The 23,689-nt window shown below is 65.3% G+C and carries 19 protein-coding genes; all 19 read right to left on the minus strand.

Annotation, left to right across the window (positions count from 1 at the left end; all coding sequences use genetic code 11):
* Positions 1-118: 118 nt before the first annotated feature.
* The 19 genes from D7S86_RS09440 to D7S86_RS09530 all read right to left on the minus strand — a co-directional run bounded on the left by D7S86_RS09440 (position 119) and on the right by D7S86_RS09530 (position 23,675).
* Positions 119-1,420, minus strand: a complete 1,302-nt coding sequence (locus D7S86_RS09440; RefSeq protein ID WP_121085714.1) for a type II toxin-antitoxin system HipA family toxin — start codon at positions 1,418-1,420, stop codon at positions 119-121.
* Positions 1,401-1,691: a helix-turn-helix domain-containing protein gene (locus D7S86_RS09445; protein WP_240648060.1), complete on the minus strand. Its 291-nt coding sequence runs from the start codon at positions 1,689-1,691 to the stop codon at positions 1,401-1,403. The genes D7S86_RS09440 and D7S86_RS09445 overlap by 20 nt, the downstream gene beginning before the upstream one ends.
* Before the next feature lie 187 nt (positions 1,692-1,878).
* Entirely contained in the window at positions 1,879-2,868 is a 990-nt protein-coding gene (locus D7S86_RS09450) for an ABC transporter permease (RefSeq protein WP_121085718.1), read from the minus strand.
* Between the two features lie 21 nt (positions 2,869-2,889).
* A complete protein-coding gene (locus D7S86_RS09455; protein ID WP_121085720.1) occupies positions 2,890-3,822 on the minus strand; it encodes an ABC transporter permease in 933 nt (310 codons plus the stop codon).
* Positions 3,819-5,378 (minus strand): sugar ABC transporter ATP-binding protein, encoded by a 1,560-nt coding sequence (locus tag D7S86_RS09460; RefSeq protein ID WP_121086096.1) that lies wholly within the window; start codon positions 5,376-5,378, stop codon positions 3,819-3,821. Before D7S86_RS09460 ends, D7S86_RS09455 begins: the two co-directional genes overlap by 4 nt.
* A 224-nt stretch (positions 5,379-5,602) precedes the next feature.
* Positions 5,603-6,556, minus strand: coding sequence for an ABC transporter substrate-binding protein (locus tag D7S86_RS09465; protein ID WP_240648085.1), 954 nt, complete (start codon positions 6,554-6,556; stop codon positions 5,603-5,605).
* Between the two features lie 374 nt (positions 6,557-6,930).
* Positions 6,931-8,112, minus strand: a complete 1,182-nt coding sequence (locus D7S86_RS09470; RefSeq protein ID WP_205962779.1) for a LacI family DNA-binding transcriptional regulator — start codon at positions 8,110-8,112, stop codon at positions 6,931-6,933.
* A 208-nt stretch (positions 8,113-8,320) separates the two neighbouring features.
* Positions 8,321-9,415 (minus strand): protein-glutamate methylesterase/protein-glutamine glutaminase, encoded by a 1,095-nt coding sequence (locus D7S86_RS09475; RefSeq protein ID WP_121085724.1) that lies wholly within the window; start codon positions 9,413-9,415, stop codon positions 8,321-8,323.
* Entirely contained in the window at positions 9,412-10,710 is a 1,299-nt protein-coding gene (locus D7S86_RS09480; protein WP_121085726.1) for an EAL domain-containing response regulator, read from the minus strand. Before D7S86_RS09480 ends, D7S86_RS09475 begins: the two co-directional genes overlap by 4 nt.
* Before the next feature lie 49 nt (positions 10,711-10,759).
* On the minus strand, positions 10,760-11,569 hold the full coding sequence (locus D7S86_RS09485; protein ID WP_121085728.1) for a CheR family methyltransferase: 810 nt from the start codon (positions 11,567-11,569) through the stop codon (positions 10,760-10,762).
* 72 nt (positions 11,570-11,641) lie between these two features.
* Complete coding sequence (locus tag D7S86_RS09490; protein WP_121085730.1) at positions 11,642-12,193, minus strand: chemotaxis protein CheW; 552 nt, start codon at positions 12,191-12,193, stop codon at positions 11,642-11,644.
* 13 nt (positions 12,194-12,206) lie between these two features.
* Entirely contained in the window at positions 12,207-13,904 is a 1,698-nt protein-coding gene (locus tag D7S86_RS09495) for a HAMP domain-containing methyl-accepting chemotaxis protein (protein ID WP_121085732.1), read from the minus strand.
* Positions 13,905-13,943: 39 nt separating this feature from the next.
* The gene (locus D7S86_RS09500) at positions 13,944-16,214 is read right to left on the minus strand and encodes a chemotaxis protein CheA (RefSeq protein WP_121085735.1); all 2,271 of its coding nucleotides are present in this window, start codon (positions 16,212-16,214) and stop codon (positions 13,944-13,946) included.
* Positions 16,215-16,235: 21 nt separating this feature from the next.
* Positions 16,236-16,586: an STAS domain-containing protein gene (locus D7S86_RS09505; RefSeq protein WP_121085737.1), complete on the minus strand. Its 351-nt coding sequence runs from the start codon at positions 16,584-16,586 to the stop codon at positions 16,236-16,238.
* Between the two features lie 14 nt (positions 16,587-16,600).
* Positions 16,601-16,969, minus strand: coding sequence for a response regulator (locus D7S86_RS09510; RefSeq protein ID WP_121085739.1), 369 nt, complete (start codon positions 16,967-16,969; stop codon positions 16,601-16,603).
* Between the two features lie 6 nt (positions 16,970-16,975).
* Positions 16,976-18,169, minus strand: coding sequence for a methyl-accepting chemotaxis protein (locus tag D7S86_RS09515; RefSeq protein ID WP_147432281.1), 1,194 nt, complete (start codon positions 18,167-18,169; stop codon positions 16,976-16,978).
* A gap of 786 nt (positions 18,170-18,955) precedes the next feature.
* Entirely contained in the window at positions 18,956-20,095 is a 1,140-nt protein-coding gene (locus D7S86_RS09520) for a porin (RefSeq protein WP_121086100.1), read from the minus strand.
* Positions 20,096-20,266: 171 nt separating this feature from the next.
* Positions 20,267-21,841 carry an MFS transporter gene (locus D7S86_RS09525; protein ID WP_121085743.1) on the minus strand — a complete coding sequence of 525 codons (1,575 nt, stop codon included), beginning with the start codon at positions 21,839-21,841 and terminating at the stop codon, positions 20,267-20,269.
* Positions 21,842-21,980: 139 nt separating this feature from the next.
* A complete protein-coding gene (locus D7S86_RS09530; protein ID WP_121085745.1) occupies positions 21,981-23,675 on the minus strand; it encodes a long-chain-fatty-acid--CoA ligase in 1,695 nt (564 codons plus the stop codon).
* Positions 23,676-23,689 lie beyond the last annotated feature (14 nt).

Raw genomic sequence — 23,689 nt, forward strand, 5'->3', positions numbered from 1 at the left:
GACGTATTAATTACGCCACACTTACGCGTGACAAGAACAGCTTACCGGTGGTTACCGCGCGTCATTTTCTGAGACGGACGGGATAGTCCGCTCAAAAAAACCGTTCAGAGTCTGCTATTTAGCAGCGTCCCGCGTCCCACTCCGCGCGCAGATCGGCCCGGAATGCGCGCGACATGCTCGCGCCGTCTTCATTGAGCGTGACGGACATGGCATCGGCAATGCGCTCGATGACGACAGCTGGATGCGCGACATGACACGTGTTGCGTCCGAAGTCGATCAACGCGTCGCGCGTCGGGTACGACACGGATTTGTTCAGCTTGAGCGCCATCGTCCGATCCGCCATCTCGACACCGGTTCGCTGATTTTCGTAGCGATAGACGGACGTCGTCACGACATCGAATACCGGCGACAGGCTCGGCGGCACGGCGGCATCCGGATGCGTGTAGATCAGACCGAAGTTCTTCAAATGCGCATCGCCGTTGCGCACGAGAACGGACAGCACGAAATATTCGAAAAACCGCGCAAGACTCTCCCCGGTGTTTTCCCCGCAATTCAATGCGATGACCCGCGCGACGTTCTCGTAGCTGCTGCTGTACTTGAAGTTGGGTTGAACGGCGTTTTTGCCCATCAAGACGGCCATATCTTCGAAGCCGAATTGCACGCCGTCCACGACATCGAAGCGTTCCATGACAAACAGACTGAGGTCGTCGGAAAGCCAGAATCGCGGCACGCGGATGCCTGCGCGTCGTGCGGCGCTCATGCACAAATACTCATTGACCGGCAAATGCGGATGATCGTCGCCGGCCGCCTTGAGGATCAGCGTCGGCGTCGTCGCCGTCGTCTTTTCAATGACCTTTGCATCCGCCTCGCCGCGCCCCGGATCGGGACTGCCTTCTTCACGAGAGGAGACCGGCTCGCTTCCGATCGCATCGCCGCTCAGGGCGCGATCGGCGGTCTTGTCCGCATCCGGGATCATGACCTTCGGCTGAAACCCCGAAATGCCCGAATCCAGATACGCGTCCACCAAATGCTCGAAAAGCCCGGCCTCGCTACCCGTCGCGAGCACCGTCGATAAGCCCACCTCGGCCTTTTTACTTTCACGCGCCTTGCCAGGCTCCGCGTAGCGCAAGCGTCCGATCTGGTTTTCGCCGGTGATGGCAAGCAACGCCATGTCGTCCAACTGGACCTGCTTGAATACGCGTTGAATCCGTTCGAGCAGGAATCCTTCGGGCCGATTCATCGAGAACGCAGGCAGCATCGGCGTCTCGGCATAAGTCTCCGCCCGCAGCGGCATCGTCAGCGACACCTCGCAGGCGCGATGACGCGTCGCATACGCAAACACGTGGCGAGATGCCTTCGTCAGCGTGCCGGCGACGCCTTGCGGCGTGCCGACGCTCAGTTCACGAACCCTCGTCGTCACGGAACATCTCCTTGATCTGGTCGTAGTCCGGACGAACCGACACGATCGAAAGCCCCTTACCCAGCGCGGTCAACGCGGCCAGCGCGTGATGCAACCCGACGTTCTGCCCCGATTCGAGTTGCGTGATCGTGAACCGCGTCACGCCCGCCTTCTCGGCGACCCACTGCTGGGTGCGCCCTTGCGCCTTGCGCTCGCGACGAAACGCCTCGCCGAATTCCGGGGCGAACACGATGGGTAATGCGTGAATTTCCGACGAGGTCATGTATGACATATCTATCAAATCGTCTTGATTTGACAAAAATGTAAGATATGTCAGTCACAAATTCAAGCTGAGTGCCGATTCGCCAAATCGACAATGTCAGCGCAGCGGATGCGATCGTCTGCTCGTCCGGATGGCTAAGGAATCGACACGATCGCGAGGCGTCGGCGGCCTTATCGGTCCGCCGGACATGGCCTCCTCACCCCTTGCCGCGCTCCGCGACCGCCTGGCCGGCCGACCCGTCGTCCTTCGACGCCGGTCCCTTCTTGAGCGCGCGCGCCTGCAAGACGATCACGACGAGCAGGAACACGCCGCGAATGACCGACTGCCAATACGCCGACAAACTGATGAACCCCATGCCGTTCTCGAAGTTCAGCATATTGAAGACGAGCCCAAGCAGCACCACGCCGGCGATCGTCATGCCGATCGAGCCCTCTCCGCCCGTCAGCAAGGTCCCGCCGAGCACGACGGCCGAGATCGCGAACAACTCCCAGCCGAGCCCTTCGTTCGGCTGACCCGCGCCGAACTGCGACGCGAGAATCACACCCGCGAGCCCGGCAAGCAGACCCGACACCGCATAGACCACGACGAGCAGACGGTCGATATTGAGCCCCATGAGCCGCGCCGCTTCCTCGCTGCCGCCGGCCGCGAGCGCATGCCGGCCGAAGCGGCTGTAGCCGAGCGCGACGAGCGCGATCACGAACGCGATCAACGAGACCCATGCGGGAATCGGCAGCCCGAACAGATCGCCCTGGCCGAAGACGGCGAACCCCGATTCGGCCGAGATCGCGACCGCATCGTTATGTCCGAACAGCAAGGCCAGCCCGTGCGCGGCCAGACTCGTCGCGAGCGTCGTGATGAACGGCAGGATGCGCAAGCGCGTGATGATCAGGCCGTTGACGATGCCGACGACGAGCCCCGACCCCGCTCCCGCAAGCACGGCGAGCGTCGCGCCGTGCGGACTCACGAGCGCCGAGACGACGCTTGCCATCGCCGCGACGGTCCCGACCGACAAGTCGATGCCGCCCGTGATGATCACGAAGCACATGCCGATCGAGATCAACGCGAACATCGCGTTGTAACGCCAGAACGACGTCACGTTGTACGCCGAGATGAAGTTGTCGTACCGGATCGCGCCGAAGATCACGAGCGCGGCGAGCACGAGCAGGATCACGTAGTTCTTTTTCATCGAAGTGTCTCCCTGTGTCGCTCAACCGCGGCGGCGCCGCTGGATATACACGGCCACGATGATGATGCCGGCCTTCACGACGAGCGCCGCCGCGTCGGGCACGCCATGCGCGAGCAGCGAATACCGCACGAGCTGGATGATCAGCGCGCCGAGCAGCGTGCCGCCGATCCAGGCCTTGCCGCCGGTCAGCGCGTTGCCGCCGACCGCGACGGCCGCGATCGCGTCGAGTTCGATGCCGAGCCCCGTCACGTTCGGATCCGACGACGAATTGATGCCGATCGAAATAAGCCCCGCGAGACCCGACAGTGCGCCGCATATCGTGTACGCGATCATCTTGACGCGCCGCGTCGGCACACCGCTCACGAACGCCGCGCGCTCGTTGCCGCCGGTCACGAGCAGGTACTGCCCGAACAGCGTCTTGCGCACGACCCAGATAAACAGCGCGACCAGCACGAGCATCACGAACACCTGAACCGGCACGCCCGCGATCTTGCCGAGCGCAATCCACTGGAACGCCTCGTTGTCGAACACCTGCAGATTGCCGTCGACGATGACCTGCGCGATGCCGCGTCCCGCGATGAACAGCACGAGCGTGCCGACGATCGGCTGGACCTTGAGCCGCGTGACGAGCACGCCGTTGAACACGCCGAACGCGGTCGCCGCCGCGATCGACGCGATAAACGCGAGCGCGACGCCGACCGGCCCGTCGATATTCAGGAAGATCAGCGGCGCGAGCGTGCCCGCGATCGCCATCGACGCGCCGACCGACAGATCGATGCCGCCCGTCGCGACGACGAGCGTCATGCCGATGCCGACGATCACGATCGTCACGACCTGCGTGAGGTTGACGTTGAAGGTCTGCAGCGACCAGAAATGCTTCGTGAACAACAGATTGAACGCGAGAAGCAGCAACAGCACGGCCACTTCGCGCGTAACGGGCAAACGAAACTTCATGAATGCTCCCCGGGGATATCGATCTCGGTGACCGTCTGCGCGGCCTGCGCGAGCGCGCTCGGGCCGCCGGCGCCGAATGCGATCGCGTCCATGATGGAAGCTTCGGTGAGCTTCTCGCCTTCGAGCTCGGCGACGCTGCGTCCGTCGCGCATGACGATCGCGCGGTCGGCCACCGCGACGAGCTCCTCGAGTTCCGACGCGGTCAGCAACACGGCCATGCCCGCATTGCGAAGCTCGCGGATGATCTTCGCGATTTCAGCCTTCGCGCCGACGTCGATGCCGCGCGTCGGCTCGTCGAGCAGCAGCAGCGTCGGACTCGCCGCGAGCCAGCGCGCGAGCAGCACCTTCTGCTGATTGCCGCCCGAAAGTTCGCGGATCGGCTGCTCGGCGTCGCGCAGCTTGATGCCGAGCGACACGATGAACCGGTCGACCAGCGCCTTTTGCCGCGCCCGATCGACGACGCCATGCTTGACGAGCGTCGGCAGGCAGACGAGCGTCATGTTCTCGCGCACCGACAGCTCGGGCACGATGCCCTCGGCCTTGCGGTCTTCGGTCAGCATCGCCATGCCGCGCCGGATCGCATCGCGCGGCGACTTCAGCGCAACGGGCGCGCCGTTGAGCGCGAGCGATCCGCCCGCGAGCGGATCGGCGCCGAACATGAGCCGCATGGCCTCGGTACGGCCCGCGCCGAGCAACCCCGCGAGCCCGACCGCTTCGCCCGCGCGCACCTGCACCGTCACGTCGTTGACGCGCGGCGCGGCCTGCAAGCGTTGCGCGTCGAGCCGGACTTCGCCGCGCGCACGCGCATCGTGCTCGGCGCGCGCGGCGGCCGGGTGCTCGATCACGGCCGCGAGCGTGCGGCCGAGCATCGTCGTCACGAGCTGCAGCTTGTCCATCTCGTGCATCGCCGCCGCGGCGACGGTCTGGCCGTCGCGCATGACCGTCACGCGGTCGCAGACCGCATAGAGTTCGTCGAGCCGATGCGAGACGAAGATCACCGCGCGGCCGTCGTCGCGCAGCCGCCGCACGACGGTGAACAGCAGCTCGACTTCGCGCTCGTCGAGCGACGACGTCGACTCGTCCATGATGACCATGCGCGCATCGGCCGACACCGCGCGCGCGAGCGCGACCATCTGCTGGATCGCGGTCGAGCACTGCGCGACAGGCTTGCGCACGTCGATCGAGAGTCCGAACGACGTCAGCAACGCATCGGCCTGCGCATGAATCGAGCGCCAGTCGATCAGACCGAAGCGACGCGGCTCGCGGCCCAGAAAGATGTTCTCGGCGATCGAGCGCAGCGGCACGAGATTGATCTCTTGATAGATCGTGCTGATGCCGCCGTCACGCGCGGCTTGCGGCGAGGCGAAATCGACTTCGCGGCCGCCGAACCGGATCTGCCCCGCGTCGCGCCGATACGCGCCCGTGAGGATCTTGATCATCGTCGATTTGCCCGCGCCGTTCTGCCCGATCAGCGCGTGGACCTCGCCCGCGGCGACCGTCAGGCTCGCATTGCGCAGGGCCGCGACGCCGCCGAACGATTTGTTGATGTCCTGCATCTGCAGGAGCGGGGGCGCATGGGTCGTGTCTGCCACCGGCTGTCCCTCCTTGAAGCATGCGCGCGCCGCCGCGTGCGCGGCGCGCTCGTATGACGGGCTGACGGGCCGTCGAACACGCACGACCCTATCAGAACAACGCCGGCCACGCGCATCGCGCGAGGCCGGCGTTCGGTCTAACGATCCGCTCGGCGAACCCGGACAACAGGTCCGGGCGCCGGGGCCGATCAGTACCCGTCCTTCATGCTCGCGTCGACATTGCTCTTGTCGTAGAACTTGTCGGACACCTTGACCCACGGCCCGATCGACTCGCCCTTCGCGTACTTCTCGGCCACCTCGCACGAGATCGGACCGAAGAACGGCGACGACTGGACGTCCGCGCCGAGTTCGCCGGCCTTGATCGCCTCGAGCGCGCCGCGCGTGCCGTCGATCGACACGATCGTGATGTCCTTGCCCGGCACCTTGCCCGCCGCCTTGATCGCGGCGATCGCACCGAGCGCCATTTCGTCGTTGTGCGCGTAGACGGCCGTGACTTCAGGATGCGACTGGAGCAGCGTCTCCATGACCTGACGGCCCTTGTCGCGCGCGAAGTCGCCCGATTGCGACGCGATGATCTGCATGCCCGAATGCGATGCGATTTCGTCGTCGAAGCCCTTCTTGCGATCGTTGGCCGCCGACGCGCCCGTCGAGCCTTCGAGTTCGATGATCTTCGCGTTGCCGTTGGTCGCCTTGATGAGCCAGTCGGCCGCGCGCTTGCCCTGGTCGATGAAGTCCGAACCGATGAACGTGATGTAGTCCTTGCCGGCGACCGCGAGCGACTGGTCGACGTTGCGGTCGACGAGGATTACGGGAATGCCGGCCTTCTTCGCTTCGAGAATGACCGGTGCGAGCGGCTTCTCTTCACGCGGCGGGAACACGAGCAGATCGACCTTCTGCGCGATCATGCTGCGAATGTCCGACACCTGCTTCGCGGCCGAGCTGTTCGCGTCGGTCATGACCATCTGCCAGCCGCACTTGGCCGCGACGTCCTTGAACGACTTCGTTTCGGCCAGACGCCACGGGTTGTTGCTTTCGGTCTGAGCGAAGCCGACCTTGAGGGGCTTCTTCGCGGCAATCTTCGGCAGCGGCGCATCGTCGGCCGACGCCGCGCCGGCGGCGGCCGCGCAGGCCACGGCGATCATCGATGCGACGAGGGAACGGGTCCAGCGAGTGTTCTGCAACATTGTCTTCCTCCAGGGTTTTTGTCGAAGCGCCAGGGTTGTTGCGTCGGGCCGAACCGTCCGCGGCCCTTTTTCTGTGTCTTTCTTGGATTGACCTTGCCGCCGTTTTTTTGGCGCGCAAGGTTCAGGCGCTTGGCGATTGTTCCATCGCGGTTATTACTCGTCAATTGCTAATAATTACTAATTTTCCCTTAGACGACGATGTTGCCCCACCCTGTTGCGGCTCGCCCGCCGTCCCCCAGGACGGCTGCGCGGCCCTTGCCCCAAGCGGGTTTGACGCGCTTTTCCTAAGCGAATTTGACGCGCTTGCCCTACTCGGAATTGCCGCGATTTCTTTAAGCGGATTGACCGCCGCGACGACGTGCCCCGCCCACGGAGGCCGCGCGCGGCGCGGGTTCGGCCGTCTCGCGCGCCGCGCGCGGACGGGGACGCGGCGCGGCGTCGGCCGACGGGCGCGCGGCGCCGGGCCCCGCGACCGACGTGCGTTCGATGAGCGGCCCGTCGAGCTTGACCGTGCGCTTGCGCACCGGCGCCCCGGCCTCATGGTTCTCGTGTTCCTGAAGCAGCGTCTCGACGGCCCAGCGGCCCAGCTCGTAGTTCGGCAGCACGACCGTCGAGAGCGGCGGATGCGTATGGCGCGCGATCTCCTGATCGTCGTAGCCGAGCACCGAGACGTCCTCGGGCACGCGCAGTCCGAGCTGCTTGAGCGCCTCGATCGCGCCGATCGCCGTCAGGTCGTTGCCGCAGAAGATCGCGCTCGGCGGCGCGCTCTCGCGCATGAGCGAGAGCGTCTGCTCGAAGCCGAGACCCGAGCTCCAGTCGCCGTCGCGCGTGAGCGCCTCGTCGAACGGCACGCCCGCGGTCGCGAGCGCCTGGCGATAGCCCTTGAGCCGGTCCTTCGCGGCGTCCTGCCACGGTTCGCCGTTGATGAAGCCGATGCGCCGATGGCCGCGCGACAACAGATACTCGGTCGCCGTATGGCCGCCGACGACCTCCGCCGGCACGACCGACGAGAACGCGTGATCGGACGTATAGCAGTTGAGCAGCACGGTCTGCACGCCGCGCAATGCGTCGGGCACCGCGACCTTGCGCGTGTAGACCGTCGCATAGATCACGCCGAGCAGGTTCGGCATGTCGAGCACCGCGCGCAGCACCTGCGCCTCGATCTCGGCGTTGCCGTGCGTCGAATAGACCGCGAGCACGTAGCCGCGCTCCCAGGCGGCGTCGCGCGCGCCGTCGATGTTGACGACGGGGTGCGGGCTCGTCGAGATTTCGTCGGCCAGATAGACGATCAGATTGCGCGGACTCTGCGCGGCGGGCGCGAGCGCGAGCGCCGGCGCGCGCCCCGCGTGCCGATAGCCGAGCGCCTGCGCGGCCTCGTAAACCTTGGCGCGCGTCGCATCCGAGAACTTCGCGCCGGCCGCGTCGTTGAGCACGAGCGAGACCGTCGATTGCGAGACGCCGACCGCCTTCGCGATATCGGTCATCGTCGGGCGACGTTGAGCAGTTTTTTTCATCGTGTATGTCGAGAAACCAGACTTCGCGCGCGTCGGCACGCCGGCGTCATGCACGAACCATGAGCAGGCGCGGCGAAGTTAGCATTAATATTTATGAACGCCAATGCCGAACGGATCGGGATTTACGCCAATGCCGTCCCCCCGGGGCCGGCATGGCGCCATGATAATCCGCGGATTTATGAATGACTCGGATGCGGCGAGGATTCGGTCAGAGCAGACGCTGACCCGCGATTTCCCCGGCGATATCGTCGAGCGCGACGATCCGTTGGGCGGCGCCGCGCTTGATCGCTTCCTTGGGCATGCCGAAGACGACGCAGCTTTCCTCGTTCTGCGCGACGGTCTGTGCGCCCGCCTGGCGCATTTCGAGCAGACCCGCCGCGCCGTCGTCGCCCATGCCCGTCATGATGACCCCGAGCGCATTCGCGCCCGCGCAGCGCGCGACCGAGCGAAACAGCACGTCGACCGACGGACGATGCCGGTTCACGTAGGGGCCGTCGATCACGTCGACGTGATATTGCGCACCGCTACGCTTGAGCAGCAGATGCTTGCCGCCGGGTGCGATCAAGGCCTGACCCGGCACGACGCGCGCATTCGGATAGGCCTCGCGGACCGTGATCTCGCAGACGCTGTCGAGGCGGCTCGCAAACGCGGCCGTGAATTTCTCGGGCATGTGCTGAACGATCACGAGCCCCGGACATACGCGCGGCAAGCTGCTCAACACGTGTTCGAGCGCCTGCGTGCCGCCTGTCGACGTACCGATGGCGACCACGCGCTCGGTCGTCTGCGTCATCGCGCGCGCGCCGGCGCCCGTGCTCGGCAGGATCACGTCGGCCGTGTGCTTGGCCTGCGCGGCGACGGGCTTGACCGCTTGCGGTTTGGCGCGTTTCGCGATCGCGCCGACATTCGCGCGCGCCGCCGCGCGCACGACACGCACGAGCTCGTCGGCCGTCTCGCTGAGAAACTGCTTGAGACCGACCTTCGGCTTCGTGACGATCGCGACCGCGCCGGCCGACAGCGCCTCGACGGTCGTGCGCGCGCCCGCCTCGGTCAGCGTCGAGCAGATGACGACGGGCGTCGGCCGCTGCGCCATGATCTTGCCGAGAAACGTGATGCCGTCCATGCGCGGCATTTCGACGTCGAGCACGATGACGTCGGGCCACTGCTGACGCATGCGCTGCGCGGCGAGCAACGGGTCCGCGCAGGCGCCGATGACCTCGATGTCCGGATGCGATTCGAGCAAGCCCGTGACGACCTGACGAACGACCGCGGAGTCGTCGACGACGAGCACCTTGATCGTATTCATGTGGACCCTCTCCCATTCCCCGATGGACGCGTCGTCGCGCGCGCCGCGCTGCGCAGCTTCGTGCTGCGCTGCGCGCGCAGCGACGGCATGCGTTCCTGATATTCCTTGATCCACGGCAAGAGCGCGTCGGCCGACATCGGCTTGCCGATCAGATAGCCCTGTCCGACATCGCATCCGTACCGCTGCAGCAGGCGCCAGTCCTCGATCGTCTCGACACCTTCGGCGACCGTCACGAGCTTGAGCCGATGCGCCATCGTCAAGGCCGATTCGAGAATCACGCGCAGGTTTTCATGCCGATGCGCGTGATGCACGAACGAGCGATCGACCTTGAGTTCGGTGAACGGAATCCGCGCCAACTGCTGCATCGACGAGAGGCCCGTGCCGTAGTCGTCGATCGACAGGCCGAAGCCGCGCAAACGCAGGCGCGCGAGCGCACCGAGTGCCGGGCCGTCGGGACTCACGACCGAGCTTTCGGTGATTTCAAGCACGATCTGCGGCGCGCCGACGCCGTGTTTGTCGAGCAGATGCGTGATCGCGTCGACGATATTCGGTTCGCTGAGCAGGATCGGCGACACGTTGAGCGCGATCGACAGCTTGAGGCCGCGCGCATTCCAGATCGCCGCCTGGGCGATCGCCTGATCCATGACGGACAGGCTCAGATCGAAGATCAGGCCGCCGCGCTCGGCGGCCGCGATAAAACGATCGGGGGGCACCGGTCCGAGCGTGTCGTCGGTCCAGCGCGCGAGCACTTCGACGCCGCGCAAGAGCCCGCGCCCGATATCGACCTTCGGCTGGTAGTGCGGCACGATCGCGCCCGCGCGGATCGCCTGTTCGAGCGCGCCCGGATCGAGCGCGCCCGCGTGCGCGGCGCTCGGATCGACGCGGCGGCGCTCGGCGTGTTCGCGGCTCGTGAGCGCCTGCGACAGCATCGATCGCGTGAGCGGCTTGTGAAGGCCCGCGATGACGGGCAATCCGAGATTGCGCGCCATGCCGACGACCGCGCGCACGAGCGAGCCTTCGCGGCTCGATGCGACGATCATCGGAATGCTCAGGCCGCGCTGGCGCAGCTGCTGCATGAGTTCGACGCCGTCCATGACCGGCATTTCGAGGTCGACGATCATGACATCGGGCACATAGCCGGGCTCGGCGAGAATCGCGAGCGCCTGCACGCCGTCGCCCGCATGCACGACCTCGGCCACGCCGAGTCCGCGCAAGATCGCCTCGACCGCATGGCGCTGCGTCGCGCTGTCGTCGACGAGCAGCACCGAGCGTATCGGTGGAGCGGGGGTCGTCATCTCGCAGTCTCCTGGATCAAGGCGCGCGCGCGCGAGTCGTGGGTCCGGGTCATGGCTTGCGATAGATCGAGGGCATGACCTGCACAACGTCGGTGTTGATCTCGTTCAAGGTCTCGGAATGACCGATACAGAACAACCCGCCGGGTCTGAGCCGCTCGAGCACGCGCGCGACGACGCTGCGCTTGGTGTCGTTATTGAAATAGATCATCACGTTTCGCAGGAACACGCAGTCGAACTGGCCGAGATCCGGCAGCGGCACGTTCAGATTCGCATGAACGAAACGCACGCGCTGACGCAGCGGCTTCGACACGAGCAGCGTGCCGTCGTACTGGCCGATTCCCTTGAGACAATACCGTTCGAGGAACGCGGCCGGCACGTGCTGCGCGCGTTCGACAGGATAGTGGCCGCGCCGTGCGCGCGCGAGCACGCGCGTGCTGATGTCGGTGCCGACGACTTCCCAGGGCTTCTCGCCGAGCGTCTCCGCGAGCACCATCGCGATGCTGTAGGGCTCCTCGCCGCTCGAACACGCGGCGCTCCAGACCCGCACGGGTTCCGAGCGCGCGCTCGCGCGCACCGCGCCCGCGAGCAAGCGCAGCTGCTCGAAATGCTTGGACTCGCGGAAGAAAAACGTCTCGTTCGTCGTGAGCAGATCGATCGCGATCTGCACTTCGCCGCCCCCGTCACGGCCGCCGATCAGATCGAGGTACTGCGTGTAGTTCGCGTAGCCGAAATGATTCAGCCGCTTCGCGAGGCGGCTGCAGATCAGATTCTTTTTGCTCGGCGATAGATGGATGCCCGCCGAGTTATGAATGAACTCGCGGAATCTCGAGAACTCCTTGTCGGTGAGCTGAACTGTCATCGGCGGTCTCTCTCGGGATCACGGTATGCGCCGGCCTCGCATCGGCGGGCCGGCGTTCGATACGCGGCGCGATCAGGCGATCGGACTGAGCTCCTGGCCGGCCGCGCTCGTTTCGAATGCGCCGAGTTCGTCGAGGCTCAGCACCTGGCTCACGTCGAGCAGGATGATGAACCGGCCTTGCAGCTTGCCCATGCCTTGGATGAAGTCCGAGCGGATCCGCGTGCCGAACGTCGGCGGCGGCTCGATCTCGGACGCCGGGATGTCGAGCACCGCGCTGACCGCGTCGACGACGACGCCCACGACATGCCGTTCACCCGCGTGCCGCGTTTCGAGGATCACGATGCACGTGCGCCGGCCGATCTCGGTCGGCGCACGGCCGAACCGCGACTGCAGGTCGACCACGGGCACGACCGCGCCGCGCAGATTGATGACGCCGCGCACGACCGGCGGCATCATCGGCACCTCGGTGACGCCCGCGTATTCGATGATCTCGCGAATCGCGAGAATGCCGATGCCGAACATCTCGCCGCCGAGCATGAACGTCAGATACTGCGCGGCGTCGTCCTGACGCGTCGCGACCGGCGCGTGACCGCGCGGCAGACCGTCTTGTGTCGCTCCGTTCATCACACGCCTCCGGCTAGAACTTGACGAACTGCGATTCGTCGAGATCGCTCGTACCGAGATCGAGCACGGGCGCCGGCGCCTTCGCGCGCGCGACGGTCGCACTCGGCTTGGCTGCCGGACGCACCCGCTTTTCGATCGCGGGCGGCACGCGGCGCGCCGGCATGCCCGCCAGCTTGAAGAACGCGATCGACTCCTGCAGTTGCGCGGCCTGCCCGTTCATCTCCTCGGCCGTTGCCGCGAGTTCTTCGGAACTCGACGCGTTCTGCTGCGTCGTGTCGCTCAGTTGAACGACGGCCGTATTGATCTGCGAGACGCCCGTGGTCTGTTCCTCGGACGCGGCCGTGATTTCCTGCACGAGCTCCGACGTCTTGCGAATGTTCGGCACCATCGTGTCGAGCAATTGACCCGCGCGCTCGGCGAGTTCGACGCTGCCGCTCGCCACTTCGCTGATCTCCTGCGCGGCGACCTGGCTGCGCTCCGCGAGCTTGCGGACCTCGGCCGCGACGACCGCGAAACCCTTGCCGTGCTCGCCGGCGCGCGCGGCCTCGATCGCGGCGTTCAGCGCGAGCAGATTGGTCTGATACGCGATGTCGTCGATGATGCCGATCTTGTTCGCGATCTGCTTCATCGCCGAGACCGTCTGCTTGACGGCTTCGCCGCCCTCGGCCGCCTCGTTGGCCGCCTTCGTCGCCATGCCGTCGGTGATGCGCGCGTTCTCCGTGTTCTGTGCGATCGACGCCGTCATTTCTTCAAGCGACGCGCTCGTTTCCTCGACGCCCGCGGCCTGTTCGCTCGCGGCTTGCGACAGCGCCTGCGCGGTGTCGCTGAGCTGCGTCGACGCAAGCGTGAGGCTCGACGCGCTGCTGTTGACCTCGCTGACGACCTGCGCGAGACGCGTGACCATCTCCTTGACGGCGAACAGCATGCTCGAGCGGTCGTTCTCGCGCGTGACGACGGTCACGCCAAGATCGCCCTCGGCGATCTTGCGCACGATATCGGCCGCATAGGCGGGATCGCCGCCGAGCTGGCGCATGATCGCCGACAGCGTATAGAGACCGAGCGCGATCAGAATCAGCAGCGACACGGCCGCGACCGTGTACATCTGGGTCAGCGCGTGCGCGGCGGCGTCCTCGGCGGCCTTCGTCGAATCCGAACCGTATTGGACGTTGAGCTGCACGAGCTTGGCCAGACCGTCCTCGGCAGTGTGGAAGTTATCCCCGTTTTCGATCAGCGCCTGATGGAGCTTCAGAAACAAGTCCTTCTTCGAGGCCACATCGGCATGCTGGATCGACTGCGCAATGTCCTCCATCTTCTGCTCGCCGTCCTTCCACGTCGCCCAGTCCTTGGCGAACTGCTTCCAGACCACGGCTTCCTCGGGCTCCTGCGGCAGCGGCTCATAGATCGCCCAGCCCTTGTCGGCGCGTGCCCATGAATCGTGCAGGCGCTGGATTTCGTGCGGCACCACATCGTATTCCTCGGGATGATCGGCGACCGAGTCCATCGCGCGGTACGACGAACGGATCGCCGTCTGCGCCTCGTTCATCATCTGCAGCCCTTCGACCGACGGCAGGCGATTGCGGCCGACGTCATCGAGCCGCTCGCCGTCGGTGCGCAGACCGAGCAACGCGATCGCGACGACCGATAGCGTCGCGAGCACGCCGATCGTGAGCAGCAGCACGATCTTGACCTTGAGTGACATCTTTTCAAACATGGCATTTCCTTGATGTTGAATGGGCCGGCGGCGGTCCGATCATGAATGGACACTTGCCGCACGGGCCTGCACCCGGTCGGCACGGTTGGGCGAGCGCGCATCGCGATCGCGTTCGACGTGCACGGTCTCGAACAACGCCGGCACATCGAGAATCAGTGCGACTTCACCGCTGCCGAGAATCGTCGATCCGCTCACGCAACGCACATGCGAGAAGATCGGACTCAGCGGCTTGATCACGGTCTGGAACTCGCCGAGCAAGCTGTCGACGACGAGCCCCGCGCGCGAACCCGCGTGACGGATCACGACGACGCTCTGGCGTCGCGGCGCATCCGTCTCGACACCGAACAGCTCGCGCATGCGGATGAACGGCAGGACCTGTCCGCGCAGATTCGTGTAGTCGTGCATCGACTCGACGTCGAATTCGATGCACTCCTCGACCATTTCGAGCGGGATCGTGAACACCGACCCGTCGATCGAGACCATGAAGCCGTCGATGATCGCGAGCGTCAGCGGCAAGCGGACCACGATCCGCGTGCCGCGTCCGAGCACGCTGTCGATGCCGATCGAGCCGCGCAGCGCCGTGATGTTGCGCTTGACGACGTCCATGCCGACGCCGCGTCCCGACAGATTCGTGACCTGCTCGGCCGTCGAAAATCCGGGCTCGAAGATGAGGTCGTAGATTTCGCTGTCGGTGAGCCGTTGTTCGGCATCCACGAGACCGCGTTCGATCGCTTTCGCGAGAATCCGGTCGCGCTTGAGCCCCGCGCCGTCGTCACTGACCTCGATGACGATGCTGCCCGAATCGTGATACGCGTTGAGCGCGACGGTGCCGCGCGCCGGCTTGCCGGCCGCGAGCCGAACCTCGGGCGCCTCGATGCCATGGTCGATCGCGTTGCGCACCATGTGCGTGAGCGGATCGGTGAGCTTCTCGACGAGCGTCTTGTCGAGTTCGGTCTCTTCTCCGCTGACCGTCAGCGCGATGTCCTTGCCGATCTCGAGCGAGAGATCGTGCACGACGCGCTGGAAGCGATTGAACGTCGCGCCGATGCGCACCATGCGGAGCTGCAACGCGGTATCGCGGACTTCCTCGACGAGCGCGGTCAGCGTCGACGTGCTCTCTTCGAGTTCGCTGATCCGATGACGCCGCGCGGCGATCGATGCGCCCGCGGCCGCGATCGTGAGTTCGCCGATCAAGTCGATCAGTTGATCGAGGCGCTGCGCGTCGACGCGCAGCGACGGACCGTCCTTCGCGCGCTGCGTCTTCGCCGCGGCGGACGTATCGCGATCCGAAGCGGTCGCGTTCGGCGCGCCGGCCGCCGTCGCGCGATCCGAAACGCCGGCCGGGGTCGCGTGTTCAACGTGTGCGGCGGCATCCGCAGCGTCGGCGGGCGCGTCCGCGACGACCGGCTCGACCGCGTGTTCGACGCGCCCCAGCACGCGCGCGACGTCGTCCGACGCGAGCGTGCCGCAATGCACCCACATCGCGGCGAGCTGATCGGGATCGGAACCGATCTCGCGAATCAGCGCCGCGCAGTCGTCGAGCGTGCTGCCCGGCGCGAGGATGCGCAGTTCGCAATCGTCGATGACGAACTCGAAGACGCTTTCGATCGTCGCGCGATCGGCCGTCGAATCGAAGGCGATTTCAAAGCCCAGATAGCAGCACTCGGGGTCCATGTCGTCGACCGCCGGAATCGCGTCGCCGATCGTGACGATGCCGCGAATGTCGCCGAGCGTGCGCAGATAGCGGACAAACGACAGCGGGTCCATTCCGTTGCGAAGCACGCCCGTCGCGAAGCGCAACGAGAGATGCCAATGACCGATGCCGCCCGATATCGGCACGGGAGCGGCCGGCATCTCGCCGTGCGACCCGTGCGCGTGCGCGTCGTCGACGTCGGGCGCGCCGGCCTGCGGACCGAGATAGACACGCAGTTGTTCGACCAGGGCCGCGGCGCGCGTATCCGATTCGGCGTCGCCTTCGAGCTGGTCGTTTTCGACGCCCGTGATCAGGTGGCGAATATGATCTCCGCACGAGAGCAGCAGCGCGATCATCTTCATGTCGGGCGTCAGCTGCCCGCACCGGACGTCGTCGAGCACGCTTTCGAGCACATGCGTGAACGCGACGATCGAATCGAGGCCGAACAGGCCCGCGGAGCCTTTGATCGTATGCGCCGCGCGGAAGATCGCGTTGACCGCCTCGCTATCGGGGTCGTTTTCGCCGAGCGACAGCAGCGCGGTCTCCATGTCTTCGAGCAGTTCGCGGCTCTCGACGATAAAGGTCTGCAGCGCTTGATCGAGATTGAGGGAGGACATGGTCGCGTCGCAATGGAAGAATCAGGCCGCAGGCGCGGTGCCGAGCGCCGGCGTATCGAATAACGCGGCGAGATCGAGGAGCTCGAAGACTTCACGCACAGCCGGGCTGTGGTTCGTCAGATGCAGCTCGGCGTCTTTCTCGCGCGCGAGCGTGCGTAACAGCATCAGTAACTGAACCCCGGAGCAATCGAGTTCGGTGACGCCGGATAAATCGACTTCGAGCGCGTCGACGCCCTGGATCGCCGCTACAAACGTCTGCTTGAGTTCGTGCGCGCGATAGATGCTCAGTTCGCCGTCGACGCGCAGGCTCGCGGGCGATGCATCGCGATCGCCTTGCGGCGCGGCGGCATCGAAGATTCCGGTATCCGACATACCCGTTCTCTCATTCAGGGCAAAACGAGCTTCTGCACGACGCCGATCATCTGCTCGGGCTTGAACGGCTTGAGGACCCAAGCCTTCGCGCCGGCCGCCTGACCTTCGCGTTTCTTTTCGTCCTGCGACTCCGTCGTCAACATGACGACCGGCGTGAACTTGTAGGCCGGCAATTGCTTGACGGCCTTCACGAAGCTGATGCCGTCCATATTCGGCATATTGACGTCGCTGATCATCAAATGGACCTTCTGGCCCGTGAGCTTCGCGAGCGCATCGCGTCCGTCGCTCGCTTCGAGCACGTCGTAACCCGCCCCGCGCAGCGCAATCGCGACAACCTGCCGCAACGATGCCGAGTCATCCACAATCAGAATGGTCTTTGCCATGATCGCTCAGAAAAAAGTGATGTCGTCGGCCGGCTCGACGGCTTTCGGGGCCGCGGCCGCACCGGGGCGCGGCGCGGCGCGCTCGTCGGCCATCACGTAGCTGCGTTCGAGCTCCTCGAGCAATGTCGAGGCCGACACGGGCGCGAGCACCCCGCTGCTTTCGATCTGGTTCCGGTGTTCGGCGAGATAGTCGGGCAGACGTCCGATGTTGCCTTTCACGTGGGTCAGGATCTGACTCACGCGGTCTTGAAACTGCAATTGCACGAGCGCGTTCGCGATCTCGGACTGCACGCCGAGGCTTTCGGCCTTGAGCACGCTCGTCGAATCGGTCAGCGCCTCGGTCACACCGCGGAATTCGGCGAGCACGCCCGCGATCGCGGTACCCGAGGCCTGCGTCGCGTGCCGGTCGGAATCGCCGCTTGCATCGGCAGCCGCGCAGGTCGCCGTGATCGCCTCGTTGACGACGCGCACCTTGGTCCCGATGCGCTGACCGGTTTCAGCCGACAGCGCCGCGAGCTTGCGTACTTCCTGAGCCAGGACGGAGAAGCTGCGGCCGGTCTCGCCCGCGTGGGCCGCTTCGATCGCCGCATTGATGGCGAGCAGATTGGTCTGCGCCGCAATCGTCGAGACTTCGCTCGCGAGTTGATCGAGTTCCGCGATAAAGGTCGTCAGCTCGTGGATCTGGCCGACGAGCGACATCTTGTCCTGCATCGCCGCGTCGAGCGTGCTGAGCACGGTCGAAAGTTGTTGTTCGCTGCGCGAGAACACGGCGAGCAGACTCGTATCGCCGGTCTCGATCGAATGCGCGGCGGCGTCGGACGCCTTGAGCGAGCGATCGAGCCGCCCGACGATGCCCGAGAACAACTGGACCAGTTCGGACACCGCGGTCTCGGTCTGACTCCGCGACATTTCGATGAGACGCGCCCATGTCGGCGCGAGCTCCGCGCTCAGCGTTTGATAGCTTGCTACATAAGTATCGAGTTCACCGTGATCGCGCGAGACGGCACCGACGATCAGCCAACCGACCGCGAGACCGCCGACCGCGACAAGCACGGCGACCACGACGACGGGGATCGACAGCGTGCCGAAGAACAACAGCGCAAGCGCGCCGATCACACCGAGCACCCCTGCCGCAATAGCCGGCTTGCGCGCTTGCGGCCAGGCTCGCGCGAAATGGGCAGTGACGAAAGCTTCAGACATGAATCCTTCCGGGATAAAGACGACCGGCAATCCATGCCATGCATCAGATCAATCCGACGAGTAAGACGTACTCGCTGAGCATAATAAGGATCACATGACGCCTTTAACGGCGAGCGACCCGGCAACTTGAGGACGAGGATTAAAAAGATCCTTAATCAAAACCCTGATGGGCGTTAAGGTCTTATTTGAGCACGGTTTAGCGTCGACACACGCTTAAGTACTTTTACTCAATGCGAGGTCGCGCGTGCGGAGCAACGGAGATGCGCGCGAGCAAACGCTCGATGAAGGCGCGATCATCGGACGCGTGACGTAAGGATCGGTAAACGCGGACCTGCGTGGTATCAGGTTGTGTGGATGGCTAAAGCCGAACATGCATGGCTTTAGCCATCCGAAGCTTTAGCACTTTGCGCGCGCTCGGGAGCTTGAGGGCTTTAAGCGATGTGAGCGCTCAAAGGTGCGTGCGAGTGAAGCCGTTGAGGCACGCATAGACTTTGCGCCTCGTGTGCCTAATGGCTTTGAGCGCTTAGCCACCCGAGGGAATTCAGCGCTTGAGGACATGGCGCGTCAGGAGATGACGCGCTCGAAGCGCTTAAAGTCACGAGGCCCTTGAGACCTCGCAAGCCAACGACAAAAACAATGACGCAAGCATCGATCGCGTACGGTCGTGCCGATATCCGCCTCAAATGCGACGGCGCCGTGCGCGCGACGAACCGGCGGCGTTTGCACGCAGCACCGGTTCGCCGTGTCGCCGTGTCGCCGTGTCGCCGGACCGCGATCGATGCACACTCAGAACAGATGCCGAATGCCCACCATCGCACCGAGCTGTGTCGACCCTTGCGCGGCGCTCAAGCCATTGAAGCCCTGAATCTGCGCGCCAATGAGACCGCCGCTGTACCACGCGTAGTCGCCCTCTATATAGACGTCGGTCCGTCGTGACAGGTTGTAGTCGGCCATCAACTGGAACTGCGTCGCGTTGCCGTCGCCGCTCGTCTGCTTGCCCTCCTGCAATGTGCGCCACACGTTCGCGGACAGATGCGTCGCCGCGCCGACGGTCTGCGTAACGCCGCCGAAGATCATCGTGCGCTCGGTGAAGTTATTGAACTTGAGCGCCGTCAGCGTCGCCGTCGTGTAGGGTCCGTTCGGGAAGTTGCCCGTGAATCCGGGATCCTCGCGGTTCTCGGCCCAGCCCAAGCTGAACCGTGTGCTGTCGAACGTGTAGGTCCCGCCCGCGGTCCAGGCCTTGAAGTGCGCCGACCCGTTCACGGCGTCGCGCGCATCGAGGTAGCCCGCGGCGAGACTCACGGGTCCTTGCGGCACATACGCGATCGACGCGCCGATCTGGCTGCCCGCGCCGAACGCGCCCGTCGTGCCGAAGGCATAGGACCCCTCGACCGTCACGTCGTGCCATTGCGCCGCGTACTTGGCCATGCTGCTCGTCCAGACGCCCTGCGCCATGCCGACCTCGGGACGGAACTGGTAGACCGTCGGCAGCCAGGGGTTCGTGATGTAGGTGCGCATGACCGCATCCGCGAACGGATTCAATTGACGACCGAGCGTCAGGCGCCCGTATGTCGTCGATTGCAAGCCGACGAACGCCGTGTTGAAGAACGGATACGCCGGATCTGTCGTGCCGGAGTTCGTGAAGAAGCGATCCTCGAGCTGAAAGATCGCCGAAAGACCGCCACCGAGATCCTCGCTGCCCTTGATGCCGAAATGGCTTTCGCTCGCGCCGCCCGACATCGTCTGCCAACGGCTGTCGCCTGCCTTGTCGGCGTTCGTCGTATAGCGCAGGCCCGAATCGATGAGGCCATATAAGGTCACCGAGGACTGGGCGAACGACGTCCCCGCCCAACATCCGATCGCGCCCGCGATCGACGCGCGGCGCAGCGCCTTGCCCAGATACGGCTTCTGAAGACTTCTTTGCATGATGCTGACTCTCCCCGATAAATCCGGTGTGGCCTCGCGCGCCCGGCGCAAATCGATATCGCGCGGGATCGGCGGGACTTGCATGTGAATCGGACGCGGCACGCCCTTCGACCCGCGCAGGGACGCTTCGAAACCGCGAAGTAAGGGTTGGAAAAAACGCGCGGATCGGACTCAGGCGATCGCCCGTTGCGACAGACGCTCGACCGATCGTTCGGGGTTCAGGACCGTCAAGCCGCACACGCTGAGCACGGCCAGCAACACACCCGTGATCAACAGTCCCTGCTCGAAACCGGCGGCGATGTTGTTGTTCGCCGCGCGGATCAGCCCGCCGACAACGGGCGGCGCAATGACGCCGGCGGTCCAGGCGATCGAGTATTCGATCGCGAGCGCGGCCCCGCGCTGCGAAGCCGGCACGATCTGCGCCACCATCGCGGGTCCGAGCGAGTAGATGATCGGCGTCGTCGCGATCGCGAGCGCGATCAACACGACTTTCGCGAGCGGCGGCAACGGAGCGAGCGCCGCCGCGATCAGCAGCAGACCGCCGACGCCCAGACATGCGCAGACGAACGCGCCGCGCGCGATGCGTGACGGCACGCCCTGCATCAATAGACGTTGCGACCACGCGGACAGCGCAAGACCGATCGGCGCGCTGACGACGAGCGTCGCCGCGAACAACTGACCCGCGCGGTGCGGGGCGAAGCCGAGCCCTTCGCTCAGATAGGCCGGCAGCCAGGTCAGCGCGAGCGCGAGCGAGAGGAACGCCGCGAAATGCAGGGCGATCGTGAAGCTCACGGTCCGGTCGGCCAGGAGCGCGCGATAACGCAGACGCGGCGTTTCGGTCGCCGATCCGTCGACGCCGTATCGCGCGCCGCGCCGGGCGTCGGCGTTCTCGATGCCCTTTTCGTCGCCGTTTTCGTAGCCCTTTCCGTGGCCCGATTCGTTGCCCTGCTTTTCGCCCTGTTTGTCGCCCTGTTTATCGCCCTGTTTATCGCCCTGTCCGGAGCCCTTTCCGCTGCTGCGCTCGTCGGATTTCACGCCGCATGTCGTGCCGTTTCCGGCGGCCTGCGGGTTCGCATCGTGGGTCTCGAACGCTGTATCCGGCACGCCCTCATCGAAGCGCGCAGGCGCCCGCTCGGACGTCCTCCCCGCATCGAGCGTGCCTTCACGCCCGACACACAGCCACGCGATAGCCCAAGCCGCGCCGAGCACGGCAAGCACGAAGAAGTTCGCCCGCCATCCCCAGCGATCGTTGACCAAGGGAATCCCGATCCCCGCGACGACCATCCCGAACACCCCGCCCTGCTGGAACACCGAGACGGGCAGATTGCGCCGCGCATCGGGAAACCACTTGTAGCACGCGTGAATCGCAACGGGCTGCGCAGGCCCCTCGCCCGCGCCAAGCAATACGCGGCAGACCACGAGCGCGACGAGCGACGTGCTGAACGCGATCGGCAACTGCACGATCGCCCAGATCAAACTCATCGCGAGCAATAGCCACCGCGTCGCGAAGCGATTCGACAGAAAGCCTCCCGCGACGCCGCTCAGCGCGAACAGGAAGAAGAAACTTCCCGCAAGCACACCGTACTGCGCGGGAGACAGATGCAACTCGCGCATCAACGGCGCGGCCACGAGGCCGAGGACGACTTTGTCCATGAAGTTGATGGCGATCAGCACGAACAGCATGGCCGTGACGCACCAGGCGCGCACGGGTTGATAAGCGGGCGATGGGCGCAGCGAAGTCATCATGTTCACGCATGCAGAGGTCGGACTCGGCGTGCATAACGGGCAATCGATGCCGCGTCACGCACGCATTCGGAGGCCGATCGGTTTCGGGATCAAGGCGCACATCGGTGCACACATGGACGAAGCGAACGAGCGCGGCGCGTCAGCTCGCCGGCGCGTCCGCGATCCGCCCGGCGTTCGCCTCTCGGGACGCCGCGCGCGATGCCTCGACGCTTCGCGCGCGCGCCGCCCAGATCTCTCGCAGGGTCTGCTTCTGGACTTTTCCGGTCGCGCCGAGCGGCAATTCGGCAACGAACTCGATGGTCTCGGGCAGCCACCACTTCGCGACGCGCTGCGCGAGAAACGCGTGCAGCGTGGCGGCATCGACGTCGCTGCCGGGTCTCGACACGACGAACAGATGCGGGCGTTCGTCCCACTTCGGATGGGGTACGCCGATGACGGCGGCCATCAACGCGGCCGGATGCGCCATGACGGCATTCTCGAGATCGATCGAACTGATCCATTCGCCGCCCGACTTGATCACGTCCTTGACGCGATCCGTGATCCGCATGCAGCCCGACGCGTCGATCGTCGCGACGTCGCCCGTCGCGAACCAGCCGTCCTCGGTCGCGCAGGTCCCGCTCGCCACGTAACCCGACGCGATCCACGGCCCGCGTACGAGCAGTTCACCGCACGTCTGCCCGTCATGCGGCGCCCTGCCGCCATCGGACGTACGCAGCGCAAGCTCGACGCCGAAGACCGGATGGCCCTGCGTCGCGGCGCGCGCGTAGCGTGCATCGAGCGCGTGCTCGTCGAGGTCGTCAAGGTCGTCGACGGGATCGAGCGCGCGCGTGACCGTGCCGAGCGGGCTCGTCTCGGTCATCCCCCACGCATGCCGGACTTCGACATCGAACGATTCGGCGAACGTGCGGATCAGCGCGGCCGGCATCGCCGAACCGCCGACGACGGTGCGCCGCATCGTCGCGGGACGTACGCCGTGCTGCTGCATGTATTGCGCGAGCGCGAGCCAGATCGTCGGCACGCCAGCCGCGCACGTGACATGCTCGGCGTCGATCAGCTCGAACAGACTCGCCGCATCGAGTCGCGCGCCGGGCAACACGAGCGCCGCGCCATTGAGCAGCGCGCCGTACGGCAAACCCCAGGCGTTGACGTGGAACATCGGCACGACCGGCATCACCGTATCGCTCGGCGACACGGCGAGCGCCTGATTGCCGCCGAGCACGAGCGAATGCAGCACCGTCGAGCGATGTGAATAGAGCACACCCTTCGGATGGCCCGTGGTGCCCGACGTATAACAGAGTCCGCTCGCGGTGCGCTCGTCGAACTCGGGCCAGGCGAGGCGATCGTCCGACGATGCGATCCAGGCCTCGTAGGACTCGACATGCGGCACATCGATCGACGGAAGCGCGTGACTCAGACAGACGACGTGTCGCAACTTCGGACACCGCGGCACGACCGCCTCGACGAGCTGCGCGAAGGCCGGATCGAACATGAGCACGGTGTCTTCCGCGTGATTGAGCACGTAAGCCAGTTGATCGACATGCAGACGCGGATTGCACGTATGCAGCACCGCGCCGATGCCGGGCACGGCGTAGTACATCTCGAGATGCCGGTGATCGTTCCAGGCGAGGGTCGCCACGCGGTCGCCGCGCGCGATTCCGCGCGCGAGCAGCGCATTCGCGAGGCGCCGCGCACGGGTCGCCATCTCGCGATAGGAATAGCGCCAGAGCGTTCCGTCCGTGTCGCGCGCAACGATCGTGCGCTGCGCATCGGAGCGAACAGCGTGTTCGAGTATCGACGAAATCAGCAAAGGTCGATCCATCATCATGCCCAACATACTACGTCCTCCTG

It is taken from the genome of Pararobbsia silviterrae (genome assembly GCF_003628125.1).
GTDB classification, from domain to species: domain Bacteria; phylum Pseudomonadota; class Gammaproteobacteria; order Burkholderiales; family Burkholderiaceae; genus Pararobbsia; species Pararobbsia silviterrae.